The sequence below is a fragment of the Haloarcula sp. MBLA0163 genome, from assembly GCF_055632435.1.
This window is the reverse complement of record NZ_CM145745.1, coordinates 3058545-3077841: the sequence shown is the minus strand read 5'-3', so window position 1 is coordinate 3077841 and position 19297 is coordinate 3058545. Positions and strand designations below refer to the sequence as shown.

Below are 19297 nucleotides of genomic sequence, written 5' to 3'. Positions count from 1 at the left end.
TATAAGCCCGTGGCGCTGGTACCGGCACGCGATGGACCCACTCGTCGTCGACGCCGGCGAAGCCGAGGTCGAAACCCTGCTCGACGCGCTCGAGGACGGCCGGCGGGTCGTCGTCCGCACGCAGTTCCTCGGCGAGGCCCACGAGGTGACGCTGCGCTACGACGGCGTCTGGTACTGTGACACGCCGACCCGGCTGCACAAACACGACTCGCGCGAGGAGATGCGGACCTGTCTCGAGCGACAGGGGTACGGACAGCAGTGACCGGTGACGCCGGTTTCACCCGGTGAGCCACAGGTAACGGCTCCGTTTATGCGTGGCGCGTGCCTATCCGTCGGTACATGGCAATCGACCCAGCGCCCGACGCCTTCCGCGAACTCATGGTCGACGACGAGCCGTCGCTCGACGAGGTCATGGCCTGCGTCTTCGGCGTCCAGCGACACGAGGTCCGGACCTATCGGACCCTCCTAGACACCCCGGGCAGCACCGTCGAGGAACTCGCCGCCGAACTCGACCGCGACCGCTCGAACGTCAACCGCTCGCTGTCGACGCTCCGCGAGAAGGGGCTCGCGAAGCGCGAACGACGGCTGCTGGACGGCGGCGGCCACGTCTACCAGTACACCGCGACGCCGCTCGACGACGCCCGCGAGCTGATGCACGAGACGCTGGACCAGTGGACCGCGGCCGTCCACGAGCGCATCGACGAGTTCGACGCGACCGACGTCTGAGCGCCTCGAGAACGCGGTCATCGCCGGCTCAGCCACCCGATTCCTCGCTGGCCGTAACCGTCCGACTTTTGCCCGGGCGGACCATCACGTCGAACAATGGCTGACCTGCAACTCACCGACGACGTGCCGTCGGCGGCCGACGACGGCGTCTGGCTCGCCTGTATCGAGTGCGGCGAGTCGTTCGCACCCTTCGACGCGGTTCGCTACACCTGCGACCACTGCGACGGCCTGCTGGAGGTCCGCTACGCCGACCTCCCCACCTTCGAGGACTTCGAGGGCGAGGGCTCCGGCGTCTGGCGCTACCACGAGGCCCTGCCGTTCGACGTCGGCGTCACCCTCCCCGAGGGGAACACGCCGCTCCACCGGGTCCCGCGTATCGAGGACGAGGTCGGCGTCGACAGTCTGCGCGTCAAACACGAGGGGATGAACCCGACGGGGTCGTTCAAGGACCGCGGCATGACCGTCGGCGTCCGGGTCGCCAAGGAGGTCGGCGTCGACCGGCTCGCCTGTGCCTCGACCGGGAACACCTCGGCGGCGCTGGCTGCCTACGGCGCCCGCGGCGGGATGGAGACGCTCGTGCTCCTGCCCGCGGGGAAGGTCGCCGCCGGGAAGATCGCCCAGGCCGCGCTCCACCAGGCCCGCATCCTCGAGGTCGACGGCAACTTCGACCAGTGTCTCGACCGCGTGCAGGACCTCGCGGGGCGCGGCGAGGCGTACCTCCTGAACTCGCTGAACCCCTTCCGGCTCGAGGGCCAGAAGACCATCGGCCTCGAGATCATGGAGGAGCACTACGCGGACTACGGCGAGTACCCCGACCGCATCGTCCTGCCGGTCGGCAACGCCGGCAACACCGCGGCGCTGTACAAGTGCTTCCGCGAACTCGTCAAGGCCGGCGCCATCACCGAGGACGAGGTGCCGAAGATCACCGGCGCCCAGGCCGAGGGCGCCGCCCCGATGGTCGAGGCCATCGAGGAGGGCCACGACGAGACCCGCCGCTGGGAGGACGTCGAGACCCGCGCGACCGCCATCCGCATCGGCAACCCCGTCAACGCCCCGAAGGCGCTGCCGGGCATCCGCGAGACCGGTGGGACGGCCGTCGCCGTCTCCGACGAGGAGATAACCGAGGCCCAGCGCGACCTCGCTGGCGAGGGCGTCGGCGTCGAACCCGCCTCCGCGGCCTCTATCGCCGGCCTGCGCAAGCTCCGCGAGCAGGGCGTCGTGACCGAGGACGAGTCCGTCGTCTGCCTGACCACGGGCCACCTGCTGAAAGACCCAGACGCGGCCGCCGAGGCGGGCGCCGAGCCCGAGCCGGTGCCCAACGACACCGACGCCATCCTGGAGCACATCGGCGCCTCCTCCTCGGTCGCCGAGACGGTTCGCCGCCAGACGTCGAAGGCCGCCGACTCGCCGCTGGTCCCGGCACTGATCGCCGGCGGGCTCGGCGTCGCGTACCTCTACCGGAAACTCCGCTCGAAGGAGTAACCCCGGAGCGCGGCGACCGACGAGCGACCGTCGGCCGCGAGGCAGGCACGGGAAGTGCTTACTTCCCGGGGGACGGACGTCGAGACGGTATGGTCGGGTTCCGCCGCCCTACACTGGGTCGCACCGCGTCGAGGACCACCGTTCGTCACGGGGGCAACCGATGACCGGCGTCTACGAACGGGCGCTGGGCGAGGCGGCCGACGAGTTGCACCCGAAGGTCCGCGAGCGGTACAGCATCGGCCCCGAGGACGGGGTCACGGTCGGTCGCGGCGAGATGGACATCGCCCGCGGCACGCACGTCCTCCCGGCGCTGTACGCGATGACGGCCCAGGACATGCTGTTCCCCGAGGCCGGCCACGACGTCCCGTTCTCGGTGACGACGGTGGGCTACGAGCTCGACGGACGCGAGGCGATGACGACCCGCCGGGCCTTCGAGTTCGACGGCAAGACCCGACGCTTCGACTCCGTGACCGTGTGGGACGGCGACGGCGAGCGACTGCTCGACTTCCTGGGGCGGGGTGGCCCGATCGCCACCGAACTCCACCCGCGCGCCGAGAACGGCGCGCTGGTCGTCGAGGCCGGCCGCCAGTGGGTCCACTGGGGGGACCGCTACGTCCGCCTTCCCGGCCCCCTCGTCGCCGACGTGGAGGTACGCGACCGCTACGACGAGGCCGGCGAGTGCTACTACGTCCTCGCCACCGTCGAGAACGCGCTCGCGGGCCACGTCCTCAGCTACCGCGGGTCGTTCACGCAGGAACTGACCGGCCGAGACGAGGTGGCGGACCTCCGCCCGATTCGCCACCTCCCGACGCTCCCGCCGCGATGACCGGGGCGGTCGGTCGGGGGTCGACGGCGGCGGCCGCGGCGTCGCGACCGACCGTGGCCGGCATCGCCGTGACCGACCTGAGCGCCGGCTCCGGCGCGCTGGTCTGGGTCGCGGCGGTAGTCCTCGGGGGGCTCGGACCGGTCGAACGCGCCCTCGCGCTCGCACCGCTCGTCCTCGTCCCCCTCGGCGTCGGCATGGCCGCGAGGCCGCCGTTCGAGGGCGTCGTCGGCTCCCTCGTCCGCGCCGCCGTCTGGCTCCAGCCGGTCGGTGCCGTCCTGTTCACGGCGTCGCTGGCGCTCCCCGTCGGGCGGGTGGCCGCCACCGCGCTGGCCGCGCCGTGGCTCCTCGTGACCGGCCTCCTCGGCGTCGCCGCCGTCGCTCGCACGCGACTGCGGGGCGGCCTCGCACTGCCCGAGACGGCCGTCGACGCCGGCCTCGCGTACATCTCGGTCGGCGCCGTGGCGCTGTTGCTGTACCAGCTGGACCTCACGTTCTGGTTCGGCCGGACCATCGTCCTCCTGACGGCGGTCCACTTCCACTACGCCGGGTTCGTCCTCCCGGTGGTGGTGGGGCTGACGGGCCGCGTCCTGTCGCCGCCGTCCGGGCCGTTCGCGGCCCTCGTCGGCGCGATTCTGGTCGGGCCAGCGGTCGTCGCCGTCGGCATCTCCGCCTCGCCGCTCGTCGAGGTGGTCGCCGTCGGCGGCTTCACCGCCGCCGTCGCGCTGTTCGGCGGGTACGTCCTCGCCCGGGTCGCGCCGGCCCGGTCGGGAGTGCAGGGACTGTTGCTCGGCGGGTCGGCCCTCGCGCTCCCGGCGTCGATGGCGCTGGCGCTGGGGTACGGCGTCGCCAGGTTCGGTGGCGTGGACCTCGGGCTGGATATCGCGACGATGGTGGCGCTCCACGGCTCGCTCAACGCCTACGGGTTCGGCCTGCTCGGGGCGGTCGGCTGGCGACTGCAGGTGCCGACGGGCGACGTCTGAGACGCCGGTCGCCCGTCAGACCCCTCGTGCAGTCCTGTCGGTCGTCGCCGCGCCGTCGACGGCGCCGCCGAGCGCCGCGCTGGGGGACGACGAACACGGCCAGCGCCCACCCGAGGGGGCGAGAAACAGGAGGCCGACCACGGCGACGAGGACGGTGAGCGGACCGTCACCGTCGGGCGCACTGCGTCGCCTCGGGGCTACTGCTCCGGGCGACCGGGTTCGAGCCGGTACCGCGCCGTCGGTCGCCCCTCGAAGCGGGGCCCCTGTCCCGTGCGTGTGAACCCGGTGGCCTCGACGGCCGACTCGACGGCGGATTCGCCGTCGGGGACGAGCAGTTCGACGTTCATGTGCTCCCGTTCGGCGAAGGCGATCGGTTCGTCGAGCAGCCGTTCGCAGGCGTCGGCCGACCCCGCGAGCTGCGTGACGTGGACGGTCCCCCGCTTGGCGTCGTAGCTGACGAACCCGACGATGGCCTCGCCGTCACCCTCTTCGGCCCCGCTCTCGCCGTCCGCCGCCCCGCTCGTGGCCACTCGTACCGTCCGGTCGTGGACGAGGTTGCGCATCACGTCCGGCGGACTGTCCGCGAGGTCGGCGAGACGCCCGGCGTCGGCCTCGACGGCGTCACGTATCTCCATGCCTGTGACTGTGTGCCCCACGCAAATAAACGGTGTGTCGGACAGTACCATCCGGGCCGCGAATCGGGGCAGATGAACACAGTTATCCCGAGTGACGGCGAACGCGGGGGCATGACTCAATCACGCACGGCGCAGGTGGTACGATGCGCGTAGTCGCGAAGTTCGGGGGGACGAGCCTCGGCAGCGGCGACCGGATCAACCGGGCCGCAGACTCCATCGCGGCCGCGGTCAAGCAGGGCCACGAGGTCGGCGTCGTCGCCTCGGCGATGGGCAACACGACCGACGAACTCCTCGAGGGCATCGAGTACGACGCCGCCGACGAGGACCGGGCCGAAATCGTCTCGATGGGCGAGCGGACCTCCGTCCGGATGCTCAAGGGCGCGCTCGCGGCCCGCGGCATCGAGGCGGTCTTCCTCGAACCCGGCAGCGAGGACTGGCCCATCATCACCGACGAGTACGGCGAGGTCGACGTCGAGGAGACGCGGAAGCGCGCCCACGCGCTCGCCGGCCAGATGAAAGACGTCGTCCCGGTCATCACCGGGTTCCTCGCGGAGGACCACGAGGGCAACGTGACGACGCTCGGCCGCGGTGGCTCCGACACGACGGCGGTGATGCTCGGCAACTACATGGACGCCGACGAGGTCGTCATCGTCACCGACGTCGAGGGCGTCATGACGGGCGACCCGCGCGTCGTCGAAGGCGCCCGGAACGTCGGCGAGATATCGGTCGACGAGCTCCGGTCGCTCTCCTTCCGCGGCGCAGAGGTCGTCGCGCCCTCCGCGCTGTCGTACAAGAACGCCGACCTCGGGGTGCGGGTCACCCACTACCAGCACGGCGACCTGCTCACCGGCGGCACCTCCATCGAGGGCGAGTTCCAGAACCTCATCGACCTGCAGGAGCAACCGCTGGCCTGTGTCACCGTCGCCGGGCGCGCCATCCGCAACAGCCCGGGCATCCTCGCGGAACTGTCCAGCGCCATCGGCGACGAGGGCATCAACATCGAGGCCAACTCCTCGGGGATGGACTCGCTGACCTTCTACGTCGACGCCGAGGACGCCGACGAGGTGGAGGCGCTGCTCCACGACGAGATCGTCGACGACGACACCCTCTCGTCGGTCACCGTCGAGGACGACATCGCCGTCATCCGCGTCACCGGCGGCGACCCGAGCGAACACGCGCTGCCATACCGCGTCACCCAACCGCTCGCCGAAGCGCACATCCACCTCTACGACGTCGTCACCTCCGCGACGTCCGTCTCCGTGTTCGTCCCGTGGGACGACCGCGAGCAGGCGCTCGAACTGGTACAGAGCACCTTCTGAGCCGCCTCACGCCGGCGTCCTCGACGGCGTTCGGTTGCGCGACACCGACTAGCGTCGCGGCCGCTCGCTCCCGGCCTACCGCCCCTGCGTCAGTCGGAAGCCGATCTCCCGGGGGAGGCCGGCGTCCTCGACGGCGTGGATGACCTCGCTCGTGTCGTACTCGACGCGGCGGTCCTCGACGGTCGTCGCGTCGAGGTCGAGGACGGCGTAGGCCGCGCGGTGGTCGCCGTCGCGGGGCTGGCCGACGCTCCCGGGGTTCATCACGACGCCGTCGTCGTACACCTCGTGGTGCTGGTGGTGGGTGTGGCCCATCACGAGGACGTCCTCCTCGCCCAGCAGGTCCGGGCCGAACTCGTCGGGGTAGGTGTAGTGGTCCGGGTCGTCGGGGTGGCCGTGGACGAGCTTCACCCGGCCGTCACACGCCCGACGCTCGTCCGGGAGGCCCGCGAGCCAGTCGAGCTGCGCCTCGTCGAGCTGCTCACGGGCGTGGTCGACGCCGGCCTTGGCCATCCCGTTGAACGCGAAGGGGGTCGTGGCCGCGACGGCCCGGTCGTGGTTGCCCATCACCGTCGGCACCTCGGCGTCGGGCCAGTCCGCGCCGTCTACCAGTCCCCGCATCGCGTCGACGCAGTCGGCGTGCCACGGGTTGTACCCGACGACGTCGCCCGCACAGACCAGCCGGTCGACCGGCGGCATGTCCGCGAGCACCGCGGCCAGCGCCACCCGGTTGCCGTGGATGTCGGAGAGAACGCCTACCTTCATCGTGTGGTCCTAACGGGTGAGGGGTCTTGAGTGTCAGCACCGCGCCAACTATCGCACACCGCCGTCGGTGCTCACTCCCCGTTGTACACCGAGACGTCGAACTCGCCGGCCGCGCCGCTGACGCCGGCCGCACAGACGGCGTGTTCGAACTCGTGGTCGTACACCTCGCGGGCGGCAGCGTCGGCCGCCGTCGCCGAGAGGTCGAACGCCGTCGGGCTGTCCTCCTCGTAGGTGGCCACCAGCGTCGGTTCGGTGACCTCCTCGACGATGAGGGCGTCCCGCCGGACGGTGCCGACGACCGCGCCCGGCCCCTCGGCGGTCGTCGTCGGGTCGTCGCCGTCGACGCCGACGATGCCAGCGATGCGGGGCGTGTCGTAGTCGTCCTTCTCGAAGTCCAGCGCGAGGAGCGGCTCGGCGAGCGCGTCCCGCGCGGGGTAGCCCAGCTCGAGTTTCTCGGCGATGGGGTCGACGTGCGAGCCGTTGCCCACGACGGCACCGCGCTCGGTGACCCGGACGCCGTTGTAGGAGATGTAGGGGTTGTCCGTCTCCGGTGCGTCCGGGGTCGGTTCGACGGTGACCGTACCGTCTCGCTGTACTGCCTGCCGGTTCGGGAACGACCGCGAGGAGACCCGATACGCGCCTACCTCGGGGCCGACGACGACGAAGCGTCCGACGTACATACCCGACATGGGCGGCCAGCGTGGCAAAGCCGTGTCGATGTTCCGGCGGTGACGGTTGCCGCTGTCACCCCCGTTGAAGTGTCGGCTGGCCGAACAGCCGCCGTGAGCGACCTCACGGTCCGCCGGTTCGACCCGGCCGACGCCGACGCGGTCCGGGACCTCCACGAGCGTGCGCTCCGTGACGCCGGCGGCTACGACGAGGCGTTCGCCCGTCCCGACGCCGACCTGCGGGACGTTCCCGGCGAGTACCTCGATTCGGGCGGGGAGTTCCTCGTCGGCCGCCGCGACGGCGACGTCGTCGCGATGGGCGGCTTCCAGCCCCACGAGCTGGCGACCGAGGCGGTCGTCCTCCGCCGGATGCGGGTCGCCCCGGCCCACCAGCGGTCCGGCTACGGCACCCGCCTCCTCCACGACCTGGAGGCCCGCGCCAGGAAGCGCGGCTTCGAGCGCGTCGAACTCGACACGTCGCTCGTCCAGTCGGCGGCCGTGGCCTTCTACGAACACCACGGCTACGAGCGCGTCGGGCGGGAGTACGTCGACGCGGCCGACGCGACGCTGCTGTTCTACGAGAAGTCGCTGTGACCCCTGCTGTCGTTTCGCAACCCCGCTCAATCGCGCAACGCTTACAAGGGACCGATGGCTACAGAGGAGTGCAACAGTCCATTGGGGTAGTGGCCAATCCTGAAGCCTTCTGGGGGCTTCGACCCTGGTTCGAATCCAGGATGGACTACTCTCCTCCGGTCACCGACTCGCGAGCGACGGCGCCGTCACCACCCGGCTACTTGTCGCTGCACACACGAGGTGGGGTATGGCGCCCGAACACGTCCTCGTCCCCCTCGACGGCTCGCCGCTGGCCGACGAGGCGCTGGTCCACGCTCTGGAGACCTTCGACTGTCGGCTCACGGTGCTGAACGTCGTCGCGCCGCTCGACACCGCCATGAGCGAGGGCGGCATCCTCGAACCGGGCGAGGAGCGCCGTTCGGAGGCGATGGACCGGGCCGACCGCCTCGTCGCGCAGGCCGAACGCCGCGCCGCCGACGCCGACCGTACCGTCGAGACGGCGGTGGAGACGGGCGACCCCGCCGAGACGATTCTCGACTTCGCCGCCGCGAACGACGTGGACCAGATAGTGATGGGCGGTCACGGCGGGACGCGCAACGAACTCGCGCGACGACTGCTGGGGACGGTCGCGACGGCCGTCGTCGGCGAGGCGCCGGTGACGGTGACCGTCGTCCGCTAGGCCAGCACCGTCGCGAACGCCCGGTAGAGGGCGAACCCGACGGCCACCGAGCTGACGAGCGTGAGTAGCCAGAACGTTATCGTCACCCCGATTTTCCGTCTGGAGACGCCCGCCGACCCCCCGGCGAGGCCGCCGCCGATGACGCCGGAGATGATGATGTTGTTGAACGAGATGGGGATGCCCAGCGCGATGGCCGTCTGGGCGATGATGAAGCCCGGTACGAGCGCGGCGATGGAGCGTCGGACCCCCAGCTGGGCGTACTCGCGGGCGGTCGCCTGCAACAGACGCGGGGCGCCCATCCACGCGCCGCCGAGGATGCCGACGGCGCCGAGCCCGAGCAACAGGAGGCCCGGCAGGCCCAGTTCCACCCGGTAGAGGTTCTCCAGGGGACCGGTCGCCAGCCCCACCTGGCTCCCGCCGCTGGAGAAGGCGACGACGCTCCCGAGGACGACCAGGAACGTCTTGATGCCCCTGTCGACGGACTGCTGGGTGCGCCGGCGGATGAACAGGAAACTCGCCGCCGCCGCGAGGGCCGTCACGACCACGACGACGCCGGGGAGGGGGACGAGCATCGCGGCGAACCCCGCGATGGAGTTCTGCGTGGCGTCGGCCGGGGCGGGGATGACGCTCAACTCCACGTTGGCGACGATGCCGCCGACGACGGCCGCCAGCAGCGGGACGCCGACCGTCTCGGGGATGTCGTCGCGGCGGAGGATGGTGGCGGTGAGGTACGCGAGGCCGCCGGAGACCGGCGGGACGAGCGCCCAGAACGTCGCGATGCGTTGGTAGGTGTCGAAGACGGGCGTGCCGCCCAGCGAGAGGCCGACGCCTATCATCGCCCCCGTCGTCGCGAACGCGGCGGGGACGGGGTAGCCGCTGTAGACGCCGAAGGCCATGAACAGCGTCGCCGTCAGCAGGCCCGCCGTCGCCGCCAGCGACGTTATCTGGACGCCGCCGATGAGGCCGGCCCCGACCGTCTCGGAGATGCTCCCGCCCTGTGTGAGCGCACCGAGCGCCGCGAGGATGCCGATGAGGAAGGCCGCCCGCATCGTCGAGATGGCGTTGGCGCCGATGGCCGGCGCGAAGGGCGGCGAGTTGCTGTTGGCACCGAGTGCCCACGCGGTCACGAGGCCGGTGAGCGTCGCCAGGACGACCAGTGCCCAGAAGACGAGTCCCGCCACCGACGACTCAGCCCTCCCGGTGCAGTCGCGTCGTACTCATTGTCGAGCGTTCACGGGCACGACCGATAAACGTTCCCGCGACGGTGAGACGGTGGTGGCGGCCTCGCCGGCGGAGCGGCGGCCGTCTATATAGACGTCGGCGCGCGGAAACTGCACCCACCGAAGTCTTTAACGGCCGTGCCCGCACCTCGTAGAGCATGCAACTCTCGCGTCGGACGTTACTTGGGAGCCTCGGTGCCGCAACTGCGACCGGCCTCGCCGGCTGTATCGGTGGCGGTGGCGGCAGCGACGCCGCCGCGCGCATCGGGATGGTGTACGCGACGGGCGGCCTCGGCGACGGGTCGTTCAACGACCAGGCCCAGACCGGCATCGTCCGGGCCGAGGAGGAACTGGGCATCGCCTACGACGAGTCCCAGCCGGAGTCGACGTCGGACTTCGGGACGCTCCAGCAGCAGTACGCCCAGTCGGGCGACCCCGACTACGACCTCGTCTGCTGTATCGGCTTCCTGCAGGCCGACGCGCTGACGGAGAACGCCAGCCAGTACGGCGACCAGCAGTTCATGATCGTCGACTCCGTCGTCGACGCATCCAACGTCGGCTCCTACGTCTTCGCGGAACACGAGGGGTCGTTCCTCGTGGGCCTGATGGCCGGCCGACTGACGACGATGTCGTTCTCGGCGGGCGCGGGGTCGACCGCGGGCGACTCGACGAACGTCGGCTTCGTCGGCGGCGTCGAGTCCGACCTCATCAAGAAGTTCGAGGCCGGCTTCACCGCGGGCGTGAAGTACGCGAGCGACGACGTCGACGTCCAGACGGCCTACGCCGGCGGGTTCAACAAGCCCGCCGCGGGGCAGGAGGCGGCCATCTCGATGTACGACTCCGGCGCGGACATCGTCTACCACGCGGCCGGGAACACCGGCACCGGGGTCTTCCAGGCCGCACAGGAGGCCGGTCGGTTCGCCATCGGCGTCGACCGCGACCAGTCGGTCACGAAGTCCTCCTACAGCGACGTCATCCTGGCGAGCATGGTCAAGCGCGTCGACAACGCCGTCTACTCGGCCGTCGAGTCGGTCGTCGACGGCGAGTTCGCGGGCGGCGAGACGAACGCGCTGGGCCTCGAACAGAACGGCGTCGAGGCCGTCTACGGACAGGACCTCGGCGGCGACGTCCCACAGGAGATCAAAGACGAGATGAGCACGGCCCGCGAGGACATCATCGCCGGCGAGATATCCGTGCCGACCGACCCCAACCAGGTGTCGTGACCCGCTTCGCTAGCTTGAAGCGTCGTCGTCTCGACGACTCCCGATAATGAGCAGGGCCGTCCACCTCGATGGCATCACGAAGCGGTTCCCCGGCGTCGTCGCCAACGACGAGGTCGACCTGACCGTCGAGCGGGGGACGGTCCACGCGCTGCTGGGCGAGAACGGGGCCGGCAAGACGACGCTGATGAACGTCCTCTACGGCCTGTACCAGCCCGACGAGGGCCGCGTCGTCGTCGACGGCGAGGCCCGACAGTTCGACTCGCCGCGGGACGCCATCGACGCCGGCGTCGGCATGATACACCAGCACTTCATGCTGGTCGACCCGATGACCGTCGCCGAGAACATCACGCTGGGCAACGAGCCGCGGCAGTGGCTCGGACTGACCGTCGACCGCGAACGCGCCGACCGCGAGGTCCGCGAGCTGGCCGACCGCTACGGGTTCGACGTGGACCCGACGGCGATCGTCGAGGACATCGGCGTCGGCGTCCAGCAGCGCGTCGAGATACTGAAGGCGCTGTACCGGGGCGCGGACGTCCTCATCCTCGACGAACCGACAGCGGTCCTCACGCCACAGGAGGTTGAGGACCTCTTTTCGGTGTTCGAGGAGCTCACTGCACAGGGGAAGACGATAATCTTCATCACGCACAAGCTCGGCGAGGCGATGACCGCCGCCGACGAGATAACCGTCCTGCGCGGCGGCGAGAACGTCGGCGTGGTCGACGCCGACGCGGTCACGCGCGAGGAACTGGCCGAGCTGATGGTCGGCCGGGAAGTCCTGTTGGACGTGGACCGCCGGACGGCCGAGGTCGGCGACGAACGCCTCCGCGTCGCGGACCTCGCCGTCGATGACGGCCGCGGCGTCCGGGCCGTCGACGACGTCTCGTTCTCGGTCCGGGCCGGCGAGGTGTTCGGTATCGCCGGCGTCGACGGCAACGGCCAGTCGGAACTCGTCGAGGCCATCACCGGCCTCCGCGGGGTGCGGTCCGGCGGCGTCGCGCTGGACCGGACCGACGTCACCGACGCCAGCCGCCGGGACCGAATCGAGGCCGGGATGGCCTACATCCCCGAGGACCGGCAGGAACGCGGCCTCGTGATGGACTTCGACCTCGTGAGCAACGGGCTGCTCGGGAGCCAACACAGCCGGCCCTACGCCAACGCCGGCCGCATCGACTGGGAGCGGACCCGCGACCACGCCGAGTCCATCGTCGAGGAGTACGACGTCCGACCACCGGACGCCGACGCGACGGCCGAGGACCTCTCGGGCGGGAACCAGCAGAAGTTCGTCGTCGGCCGGGAACTGGCCCGCGACCCGACCGTCCTCGTCGCCTCTCACCCGACGCGGGGCGTCGACGTGGGGTCGATGGAGTTCATCCACGACCGCATCGACGCGCTCCGAGCGGCGGGGGTCGGCGTCCTGCTCGTCTCCTCGAAACTCGACGAGGTCACGTCGCTCTCGGACCGTCTCGGCGTCATGTACGAGGGTGACCTCGTCGACGTCGTCGACCCCGACGCCGTCACCGAGGAGGAACTCGGCCTGCTGATGGCCGGCGAGCGACCCGACGACGTCCCGCGGGCCACGCCCACGGACGGAGGCGCCGACCGATGAGCGACGCCGACCGCGAGTGGGTCGACACCGCTCGCCGACGACTCATCGCCCTCGGGCAGACGTCGGCGGGCGAACGGGTGCTCATCGCCGCCTCGGCGCTGGCGCTGTCGGTGTTCGTCGGGACGGTCATCGTCTTCGTCGCCGGCCTCGTCGCCACCTGCCGGGACCCCGTACTGACGATGGGCGGGACGACGCTGTGTTACGACCCGTTCTTCGTCTTCGACCGCCTGTTCCTCGGGGCGCTGGGCGACCCGCTGTCCGGCGGCTGGTCGCCGCTGAACCCGCAGTTCGCGCTCACGCTCCGGGAGACGACGGTGCTGGTGTTCACCGGCCTCTCGGTGGCGCTCGCGTTCCGGGCCGGCATCTTCAACATCGGGACGCAGGGCCAGCTCGTCGTCGGCGGCCTGCTGTCGGCGCTGACGGTGCTGTGGGCCGCCCCGCTGCTGAGCGGCGGCCTCGGGGCCGTTCTGCTGGTGCCGCTGGGCGTCGCGGCGGGCGCGGTCGGCGGCGGCGCGTACGGGGCGATACCGGGCGCGCTGAAGGCCTACGCGGAGGCCAACGAGGTCATCACGACCATCATGCTCAACTTCGTCGCGGTGCTGGTCACGCGGTATCTGGTGACGGGGCCGTTCGGCGACCCCAACAGTCAGGCCAACCAGACGCCGCCGCTGCCCGAGGTCGGGCAGTTCCCGTCGGTCGTGTTCGACCCGCGAACCGACTTCTCGCTGTTCGCGCTGTTGCTCGCCTTCGTCTTCGTGGGCGGCCTGTACTACCTGCTCGCGTACACCGCCTTCGGCTACGACCTCCGGACGGCGGGTATCCAGCCCACCGCGGCGGAGTACGGCGGCGTCGACGCCGCCCGGACCATCGTCGCGTCGCTGACGCTGTCGGGCGCCATCGGCGGCGTCGGCGGGGCGGTCTACGTGATGATGATACTCGGCAAGTTCCAGACCGGCGTCCCGAGCTACGGGTTCGACGGCATCACCGTCTCGATTCTGGCGGGCAACAACCCGCTGGGCGTCGTCTTCGCGGCGGCGCTGTTCGGCGTCCTCAAGTCCGGGTCGACCGTCGTCGCGTTCGCGACGAACGTCCCGCCACAACTGGTCGGCGTCCTCCGGGGGCTCATCATCCTCTTCGTCGCCATGCCGGAGTTCTTCCGGTTGATCGGTCGCCGACTGGCCGCCCGCGATGACGAGCCCGGGGCGACCCCCGTCGGAGGTGGCGCGGATGACTGACCTGCTGGACGGGCGCCCCTCCGGGCGTCTCCTCGTCGCTGGGGTGGCGGCGCTGGTGGTCCTGGCGCTCGGCGTCGCCGCCGCCGTCGCGCCCGACTCGCAGGTCGGGCGCCTGTTCGGTATCCTCGTCTCCGCCTCGACGCTCGCCGCCACGCTCCGTCTCTCGGTCCCCATCGTGTTCGCCGCCATCGGGGGCATCTTCGCGGAGAAGTCCGGCGTCATCAACATCGGCCTGGAGGGGCTGCTCATCATCTCGGCGTTCACCGCGGTGTTCGGCGCCGACCTGACGGGGTCGCTGTGGCTGGGCTACCTCGTCGCCGTCGTCGCGTCGACGGCGCTGGCCGGTCTGTTCGCCGTCGTCTGCATCGAGTTCCGGGCCGACCAGATCATCGCCGGGCTCGCGGTGTGGCTCATCGCGCTCGGACTGGCGCCGTTCGGGTCCCAGGTCATCTACGGCGGACCCAACACCGACAGCGTCGGGACGCTCGGGACCATCACGGTACCGGTGCTGTCCGACCTCCCCTTCTTCGGGGCGCTGTTCGACGCCTCGCCGGCCGTCTACCTGATGTTCCTCGCCGTCGCCGTCGGGTGGTACACCCTCAACCGGACGACGTTCGGCCGGTGGGTGCGGGCCGCGGGCGAGAACCCGAAGGCGCTCGACACCGCCGGCGTCGACGTCTCGCGGGTCAGGTACGCCGCGGTCCTGCTGTCGGGGACGTTCTCCGGCATGGGCGGCGCGTCGCTGGCGTTCAGCATCGGCCAGTTCACCGGCAACGGCCCGACGATGGTCAACGGGAAGGGGTTCATCGCCATCGTCGCCTATCTCTTCGGGAACTACAACCCGGTCGGCGCGCTGCTGTCGACGGCGCTGTTCGCCGGGCTAGACGCCGTCCAGCTGCGCCTCCAGACGACGGACCTCTACGCTTTCCCGGACTCGCTGGTGCAGACCATCCCGTTCGTCGCCGTCGTCGTCGTCCTCGCGTTCGTCGGCAAGACGCGCCTCCCGGAGGCCGCCGGCGAGTACTACGAGTCCGGCGAGGAGTAGGCCGACGTCGGTGCCGTCGCTCGGCCGGCACAGAGCCGTGCTGGCGGGGCGCCGCACCGGTCTCGACGGCCCCGCAATCCGTCGTTGCTAGCCGAACACTCATGTGTCACGCCGTCCCACTCCGAGGTATCGAATGTCGCGCCGCTACGACCACGCACGGGTCAAGGAGTACTGGCAGCACGTCTGGGACCGGGAGGGCGTCTACGACTGCCCCGACGACGCCGACGACCCGACCTACGTGCTGGGGATGTTCCCCTACACCTCCGGCTCGCTGCACATGGGCCACATCCGGAACTACGCCATCACCGACGCCTACGCCCGGTACCGGCGGATGGCCGGCGACGACGTGCTCCACCCGATGGGCTGGGACGCCTTCGGCCTCCCCGCCGAGAACGCGGCCTACGAGCGCGACACGGACCCCGAGTCCTGGACCCGGGCCTGCATCGAACGGATGCGCGGCGACTTAGAGGAGATGGGCTTTGGCTACGACTGGTCTCGGGAGATAACCACCTGCGACCCCGAGTACTACCGCTGGAACCAGTGGCTGTTCACCCGCCTGCACGAGGCCGGCCTCGTCTCCTACGACTCGGCGACGGTCAACTGGTGTCCGGACTGCGAGACCGTCCTCGCGGACGCGCAGGTCGAGACGGACGCCGACGGCGGCCACGACCACTCACACGGCGGCGTCTGCTGGCGGTGTGGCACCGCCGTCGAACAGCGCGAGCTGGACCAGTGGTTCCTCACCATCACCGACTACGCCGACGAACTGTACGACGGCCTCGACGACCTGGACGGGTGGCCCGAGGGCGTCCGCGACAGCCAGCGCAACTGGATCGGGCGACAGGCGGGCGCCCGCGTCACCTTCGACGTCGACGGCCACGAGGTCGACGCCTTCACCACGCGGCTGGACACCGTCTACGGCGCGACGTACCTCGCGCTCGCCCCGGGCCACGAGGTGGTCCGCGAACTGGCCGAGGACGACGAGCGCGTCGCGGAGTACGTCGAGTCGGTCGCCAGCACGGACGACGCCGGCCTCAGCGGCGTCGAGACGGACCTCACTGCCACGCATCCGTACACCGGCGATGAGATACCGGTCTACGTCGCCGCCTACGTCCTGGACGACGTCGGCACGGGCGCTGTCATGGGCGTGCCCGCCCACAACGAGCGCGACCACGCGTTCGCCACCGAGCACGACCTGCCCGTCGAACAGGTGGTCGAACCCGTCGACGGCACCGGGACGAACCTGCCCGACGAGCCCTACACCGACGACGGGATGCTCACCGACAGCGGCGCGTACGACGGCCTCGCGAGTACGGCCGCCCGTGACCGGCTGCTGGAGAACGACGCCGCCGCCGAAGCGACGACGTACCGCCTGCGGGACTGGCTCATCTCCCGCCAGCGTTACTGGGGCACCCCGATTCCGATGGTCCACTGCGAGGACTGCGGCCGGGTGCCGGTCCCCGACGAGGACCTGCCCGTCGAACTGCCGGAGTACGTCCAGACGACGGGGAACCCGCTGGACGCCGCCGAGGCGTGGAAGCGGACCGAGTGCCCCGACTGTGGGGCCGAGGCGACCCGCGAGACGGACACGATGGACACGTTCGTCGACTCCTCGTGGTACTTCCTGCGCTATCTCTCGCCGCACTTCGAGGACGCCCCGTTCGACCAGCAGACCGCCGACGAGTGGCTCCCGGTCGACGTCTACGTCGGCGGGGAGGAACACGCCGTCCTCCACCTGCTGTACATCCGTTTCTTCACCCGTGCGCTCGCCGACCTGGGCCTGCTGAACCGCCGGGAACCCGTCGACCGCCTCATCAATCAGGGGACGGTGCTCCACAGCGGCGAGAAGATGTCCAAGTCGAAGGGCAACGCCGTCGCGCCCCACGAGTACGGCGCCGAGACGACCCGGCTGTTCGTCCTCTCGGCGGCCCACCCCGCACAGGACTTCGAGTGGACCGTCAAGGACGTCTCGGCGGCCTACGACTTCCAGCAGACCCTCTACGGGATGGTCGACGAGTACACGGCGGGGCTGGAGACGCGCACCGAGAGCGCCCCCCACGACGCCTACCTCGAACGCGAGATAGACCGGACCATCGCCGCCGTCACCGAGGAGTACGACCGGTTCCGGTTCCACCGCGTCGTCGGCGAGCTCCAGCGGTTCGCCCGCCTGCTCCGCCGGTACGCGGGCTACGACACGCCCTACCGCTTCGCGTACAGCCGGGGTCTGCGGGTGCTGACGAAACTGGTCGCGCCGATCGCGCCCTACCTCGCCGAGGAGCTGTGGCACCTGCTCGACGAGGACGGCCTCGTCGTCGAGGCGCCGTGGCCCGAATCGTTACGGGACGTCGCGGACTTCCGCATCGAGCGCCAGCTGGTCCGGACCACGCTCGACGACGTGCGCGACATCACCGACGTGGTCGACATCGCGGACCCCGACGAGATCGAGGTGGTGGTCGCCGAGGACTGGAAGTACCGGGCCTACGGCATCGCGCAGGACGCCGACCCCGGCGACGCCGTCGTCGGCGAAATCATGGGCGAGGCGGCGATACAGGCCCACGGCGACGCCGCCGCAGACTACGCCGCCAGCCTCGCCGACGACGGTGCGGGCCTGGAACCGGTCGTCGACGGCGACCGGGAACTCGAGGTGCTCTCGCAGGCCGCGTGGCTGTTCGAGGACGAGTTCGGCGCCGACGTGATGGTGCGGCGGGCCGACGGCGACGACGAACTGGCGCGGAAAGCCCGGCCCAACAAGCCGGCCATCCACATCTCCTGAGCGGAAGCCGACGCGGCCGCCCGGATTCCGGTCGTCGGTCGCGGTGTCCCTCGTGGCCACGGTAACCCCGCCTTAGCGACGGTCACGGGGGCTTGTCGATTGGTACCGTGTGCCAACTTCCGACGGTGGTGTCTCTGCCGGCACATAACTACGCTCGACCGTCGCGGGACTCTAGACGGGCGTCTTCGCCCGGAACATGCCATGACACGAGACGACGGACCACCGACACAGACGGGGACCGACTCGTCCGACCGGGACACCGGCACGGACCGCTTCAGGGCCCTGCCGTTCCTGCGGCGCGACTTCCTCTCCGATTCCGCGAAACTCGGCGCCGGCGCGCTCGCGCTCTCCGCTACCGGCGGCGCCGCCGCCCAGGCCGACGACGGGCAGACGGACGACGGGCAGACCGAGGGCGGACAGGTCGACCAGCCAGAAGGGCTGAGCGTCGACGTGCTCGCCCCGCACGCGACGTTCACCGACGACGTAGGGGTGGCGCTCGGCGTCACCTTCGAACAGGGCGGCGAGGAAGCGGCGTTCGTCCGCGACCCATCGACCATCGTCATCGCTCGGGTCACCCTCGAACCCGGCGGGACGACCGGCTGGCACACCCACCCGGGACCGGTCGTCGTCAACGTCGCCGAGGGGACTCTCGACGTGGTCTTCGCACACACCTGCACCACCCACACCTACGCGGCCGGCGAGGCGTTCGTCGACCCCGGCGGCCACGAGGAAGTGGCGCGGAACCCGAGCGACACGCAGCGAACGGTCGCCTACGCGCTGTTCCTCGCAGTCCCCGACGGCGAACCGCCGACGACGCACGTCGTGCCACCGGACTGCTGAGTCCGGCACCCGTTCGGCGGTGCCGACGCGCTGGAGCCAAGCCGTTTTTTCCCCGCAGTCGTTATCGGCGGCTATGGAGCAACAGACGCTCTCGGTGAGTGGCATGTCCTGCACAGGGTGCGAGGAGTCGGTCGAGGGCGCCGTCCTCGGCGTCGCCGGCGTCGAAGCGGCCACCGCGGACCACGAGGCGGACACCCTCGTCGTGGAGACCAGCGGCGCGGTCGACGGCGACGCACTCGCGTCGGCTATCGCGGACGCCGGTTACGAGGTCGTCGGGTAGTCAGTCGTCGACCGCGGCGTGGGCCGTCTCGACGGCCGTCAGGAGCGTGTCTCGCGTATCGCTGCACACCAGGTGCGAGCGACAGCCACAGTCCGAACAGCCGAAGTCGGGCACCGACTCGGTCGCGCCGTGGGCCTGTAAGCGCTCGGCGACGGCACACTCCACGTCGGCGCGGGTCGTGACCACGGTGGCGACCCGCGTGGCGTCGTCGCCCAGCAGGTAGTCGACGTGCCAGTGGCGGGCGTCGTTGTCGCCGCTGGCGACGGCGCGGTGGCGGTCGACCCGCGAGAACCCGCCGGCCCCCAGCGCGCTCCCAGTGTAGGCGTACCACCCCGCCGGCAGCGACAGGTCGCCGAGCGAACCCACCGGGACGGTCCCGCCGCTGTCGCGTTCGAGGACGAGCGTGTACGTCCCGCCGTCCATCC

At 70.8% G+C, this 19297-nt stretch carries 20 protein-coding genes and 1 tRNA gene; 16 read left to right on the top strand and 5 right to left on the bottom strand.

Features of this window, described 5'->3' with window-relative positions; translation table 11 throughout:
- Positions 1-31 precede the first annotated feature (31 nt).
- The 5 genes from ACV7GQ_RS16475 (at position 32) to ACV7GQ_RS16455 (ending at position 4014) form a co-directional block, all read left to right on the top strand.
- Positions 32-262: a DUF8001 family protein gene (locus ACV7GQ_RS16475; protein ID WP_470311292.1), complete on the top strand. Its 231-nt coding sequence runs from the start codon at positions 32-34 to the stop codon at positions 260-262.
- Between the two features lie 77 nt (positions 263-339).
- Positions 340-726 (top strand): helix-turn-helix domain-containing protein, encoded by a 387-nt coding sequence (locus ACV7GQ_RS16470; protein WP_470311291.1) that lies wholly within the window; start codon positions 340-342, stop codon positions 724-726.
- Between the two features lie 96 nt (positions 727-822).
- A complete protein-coding gene (gene thrC / locus ACV7GQ_RS16465) occupies positions 823-2208 on the top strand; it encodes a threonine synthase (protein ID WP_470311290.1) in 1386 nt (461 codons plus the stop codon).
- Positions 2209-2368: 160 nt separating this feature from the next.
- Positions 2369-3034, top strand: a complete 666-nt coding sequence (locus ACV7GQ_RS16460; protein WP_470311289.1) for a DUF4166 domain-containing protein — start codon at positions 2369-2371, stop codon at positions 3032-3034.
- Positions 3031-4014: a YndJ family protein gene (locus ACV7GQ_RS16455; protein WP_470311288.1), complete on the top strand. Its 984-nt coding sequence runs from the start codon at positions 3031-3033 to the stop codon at positions 4012-4014. Before ACV7GQ_RS16460 ends, ACV7GQ_RS16455 begins: the two co-directional genes overlap by 4 nt.
- A gap of 197 nt (positions 4015-4211) precedes the next feature.
- On the opposite strand, the gene ACV7GQ_RS16450 is transcribed toward ACV7GQ_RS16455, so the two are convergent.
- Positions 4212-4649 carry a hypothetical protein gene (locus ACV7GQ_RS16450; protein WP_470311287.1) on the bottom strand — a complete coding sequence of 146 codons (438 nt, stop codon included), beginning with the start codon at positions 4647-4649 and terminating at the stop codon, positions 4212-4214.
- A 143-nt stretch (positions 4650-4792) separates the two neighbouring features.
- Here ACV7GQ_RS16450 and ACV7GQ_RS16445 point away from each other — a divergent pair, with 143 nt between their 5' ends.
- A complete protein-coding gene (locus ACV7GQ_RS16445) occupies positions 4793-5968 on the top strand; it encodes an aspartate kinase (RefSeq protein WP_470311286.1) in 1176 nt (391 codons plus the stop codon).
- Between the two features lie 75 nt (positions 5969-6043).
- On the opposite strand, the gene ACV7GQ_RS16440 is transcribed toward ACV7GQ_RS16445, so the two are convergent.
- Both ACV7GQ_RS16440 and ACV7GQ_RS16435 read right to left on the bottom strand, forming a co-directional pair.
- Positions 6044-6730 (bottom strand): metallophosphoesterase family protein, encoded by a 687-nt coding sequence (locus tag ACV7GQ_RS16440; RefSeq protein WP_470311285.1) that lies wholly within the window; start codon positions 6728-6730, stop codon positions 6044-6046.
- A gap of 71 nt (positions 6731-6801) precedes the next feature.
- Positions 6802-7410, bottom strand: coding sequence for an IMP cyclohydrolase (locus ACV7GQ_RS16435; protein ID WP_470311284.1), 609 nt, complete (start codon positions 7408-7410; stop codon positions 6802-6804).
- Positions 7411-7512: 102 nt separating this feature from the next.
- Here ACV7GQ_RS16435 and ACV7GQ_RS16430 point away from each other — a divergent pair, with 102 nt between their 5' ends.
- The 3 genes from ACV7GQ_RS16430 to ACV7GQ_RS16420 all read left to right on the top strand — a co-directional run bounded on the left by ACV7GQ_RS16430 (position 7513) and on the right by ACV7GQ_RS16420 (position 8650).
- A complete protein-coding gene (locus ACV7GQ_RS16430; protein WP_470311283.1) occupies positions 7513-7992 on the top strand; it encodes a GNAT family N-acetyltransferase in 480 nt (159 codons plus the stop codon).
- A gap of 75 nt (positions 7993-8067) precedes the next feature.
- Positions 8068-8140: transfer RNA gene (locus tag ACV7GQ_RS16425), tRNA-Gln, on the top strand.
- Positions 8141-8218: 78 nt separating this feature from the next.
- Complete coding sequence (locus tag ACV7GQ_RS16420) at positions 8219-8650, top strand: universal stress protein (RefSeq protein ID WP_470311282.1); 432 nt, start codon at positions 8219-8221, stop codon at positions 8648-8650.
- On the opposite strand, the gene ACV7GQ_RS16415 is transcribed toward ACV7GQ_RS16420, so the two are convergent.
- On the bottom strand, positions 8647-9831 hold the full coding sequence (locus ACV7GQ_RS16415) for an inorganic phosphate transporter (protein ID WP_470311281.1): 1185 nt from the start codon (positions 9829-9831) through the stop codon (positions 8647-8649). The genes ACV7GQ_RS16420 and ACV7GQ_RS16415 overlap by 4 nt on opposite strands.
- Before the next feature lie 197 nt (positions 9832-10028).
- Between ACV7GQ_RS16415 and ACV7GQ_RS16410 the strand changes: the two genes are divergently transcribed.
- The 7 genes from ACV7GQ_RS16410 (at position 10029) to ACV7GQ_RS16380 (ending at position 18872) form a co-directional block, all read left to right on the top strand.
- Positions 10029-11093, top strand: coding sequence for a BMP family lipoprotein (locus ACV7GQ_RS16410; RefSeq protein WP_470311280.1), 1065 nt, complete (start codon positions 10029-10031; stop codon positions 11091-11093).
- Between the two features lie 46 nt (positions 11094-11139).
- A complete protein-coding gene (locus ACV7GQ_RS16405; RefSeq protein WP_470311279.1) occupies positions 11140-12699 on the top strand; it encodes an ABC transporter ATP-binding protein in 1560 nt (519 codons plus the stop codon).
- Complete coding sequence (locus ACV7GQ_RS16400; protein ID WP_470311278.1) at positions 12696-13934, top strand: ABC transporter permease; 1239 nt, start codon at positions 12696-12698, stop codon at positions 13932-13934. Before ACV7GQ_RS16405 ends, ACV7GQ_RS16400 begins: the two co-directional genes overlap by 4 nt.
- Positions 13927-14979 (top strand): ABC transporter permease, encoded by a 1053-nt coding sequence (locus ACV7GQ_RS16395; RefSeq protein ID WP_470311277.1) that lies wholly within the window; start codon positions 13927-13929, stop codon positions 14977-14979. Before ACV7GQ_RS16400 ends, ACV7GQ_RS16395 begins: the two co-directional genes overlap by 8 nt.
- A 133-nt stretch (positions 14980-15112) precedes the next feature.
- Positions 15113-17752 (top strand): leucine--tRNA ligase, encoded by a 2640-nt coding sequence (gene leuS, locus ACV7GQ_RS16390; RefSeq protein WP_470311276.1) that lies wholly within the window; start codon positions 15113-15115, stop codon positions 17750-17752.
- Between the two features lie 201 nt (positions 17753-17953).
- A complete protein-coding gene (locus ACV7GQ_RS16385; RefSeq protein WP_470311275.1) occupies positions 17954-18592 on the top strand; it encodes a cupin domain-containing protein in 639 nt (212 codons plus the stop codon).
- 73 nt (positions 18593-18665) lie between these two features.
- Entirely contained in the window at positions 18666-18872 is a 207-nt protein-coding gene (locus ACV7GQ_RS16380) for a heavy-metal-associated domain-containing protein (RefSeq protein ID WP_470311274.1), read from the top strand.
- Here ACV7GQ_RS16380 and ACV7GQ_RS16375 read toward each other — a convergent pair whose 3' ends face one another.
- Positions 18873-19295: a GIY-YIG nuclease family protein gene (locus tag ACV7GQ_RS16375; RefSeq protein WP_470311273.1), complete on the bottom strand. Its 423-nt coding sequence runs from the start codon at positions 19293-19295 to the stop codon at positions 18873-18875.
- Positions 19296-19297 lie beyond the last annotated feature (2 nt).

Coding starts and splice junctions, on each gene's coding strand:
- ACV7GQ_RS16475 (WP_470311292.1), top strand. CDS start 32: ATGGACCCACTCGTCGTCGACGCCGGCGAAGCCGAGGTCGAAACCCTG.
- ACV7GQ_RS16470 (WP_470311291.1), top strand. CDS start 340: ATGGCAATCGACCCAGCGCCCGACGCCTTCCGCGAACTCATGGTCGAC.
- thrC (WP_470311290.1), top strand. CDS start 823: ATGGCTGACCTGCAACTCACCGACGACGTGCCGTCGGCGGCCGACGAC.
- ACV7GQ_RS16460 (WP_470311289.1), top strand. CDS start 2,369: ATGACCGGCGTCTACGAACGGGCGCTGGGCGAGGCGGCCGACGAGTTG.
- ACV7GQ_RS16455 (WP_470311288.1), top strand. CDS start 3,031: ATGACCGGGGCGGTCGGTCGGGGGTCGACGGCGGCGGCCGCGGCGTCG.
- ACV7GQ_RS16450 (WP_470311287.1), bottom strand. CDS start 4,649: ATGGAGATACGTGACGCCGTCGAGGCCGACGCCGGGCGTCTCGCCGAC.
- ACV7GQ_RS16445 (WP_470311286.1), top strand. CDS start 4,793: ATGCGCGTAGTCGCGAAGTTCGGGGGGACGAGCCTCGGCAGCGGCGAC.
- ACV7GQ_RS16440 (WP_470311285.1), bottom strand. CDS start 6,730: ATGAAGGTAGGCGTTCTCTCCGACATCCACGGCAACCGGGTGGCGCTG.
- ACV7GQ_RS16435 (WP_470311284.1), bottom strand. CDS start 7,410: ATGTACGTCGGACGCTTCGTCGTCGTCGGCCCCGAGGTAGGCGCGTAT.
- ACV7GQ_RS16420 (WP_470311282.1), top strand. CDS start 8,219: ATGGCGCCCGAACACGTCCTCGTCCCCCTCGACGGCTCGCCGCTGGCC.
- ACV7GQ_RS16410 (WP_470311280.1), top strand. CDS start 10,029: ATGCAACTCTCGCGTCGGACGTTACTTGGGAGCCTCGGTGCCGCAACT.
- ACV7GQ_RS16405 (WP_470311279.1), top strand. CDS start 11,140: ATGAGCAGGGCCGTCCACCTCGATGGCATCACGAAGCGGTTCCCCGGC.
- ACV7GQ_RS16400 (WP_470311278.1), top strand. CDS start 12,696: ATGAGCGACGCCGACCGCGAGTGGGTCGACACCGCTCGCCGACGACTC.
- ACV7GQ_RS16395 (WP_470311277.1), top strand. CDS start 13,927: ATGACTGACCTGCTGGACGGGCGCCCCTCCGGGCGTCTCCTCGTCGCT.
- leuS (WP_470311276.1), top strand. CDS start 15,113: ATGTCGCGCCGCTACGACCACGCACGGGTCAAGGAGTACTGGCAGCAC.
- ACV7GQ_RS16385 (WP_470311275.1), top strand. CDS start 17,954: ATGACACGAGACGACGGACCACCGACACAGACGGGGACCGACTCGTCC.
- ACV7GQ_RS16380 (WP_470311274.1), top strand. CDS start 18,666: ATGGAGCAACAGACGCTCTCGGTGAGTGGCATGTCCTGCACAGGGTGC.
- ACV7GQ_RS16375 (WP_470311273.1), bottom strand. CDS start 19,295: ATGGACGGCGGGACGTACACGCTCGTCCTCGAACGCGACAGCGGCGGG.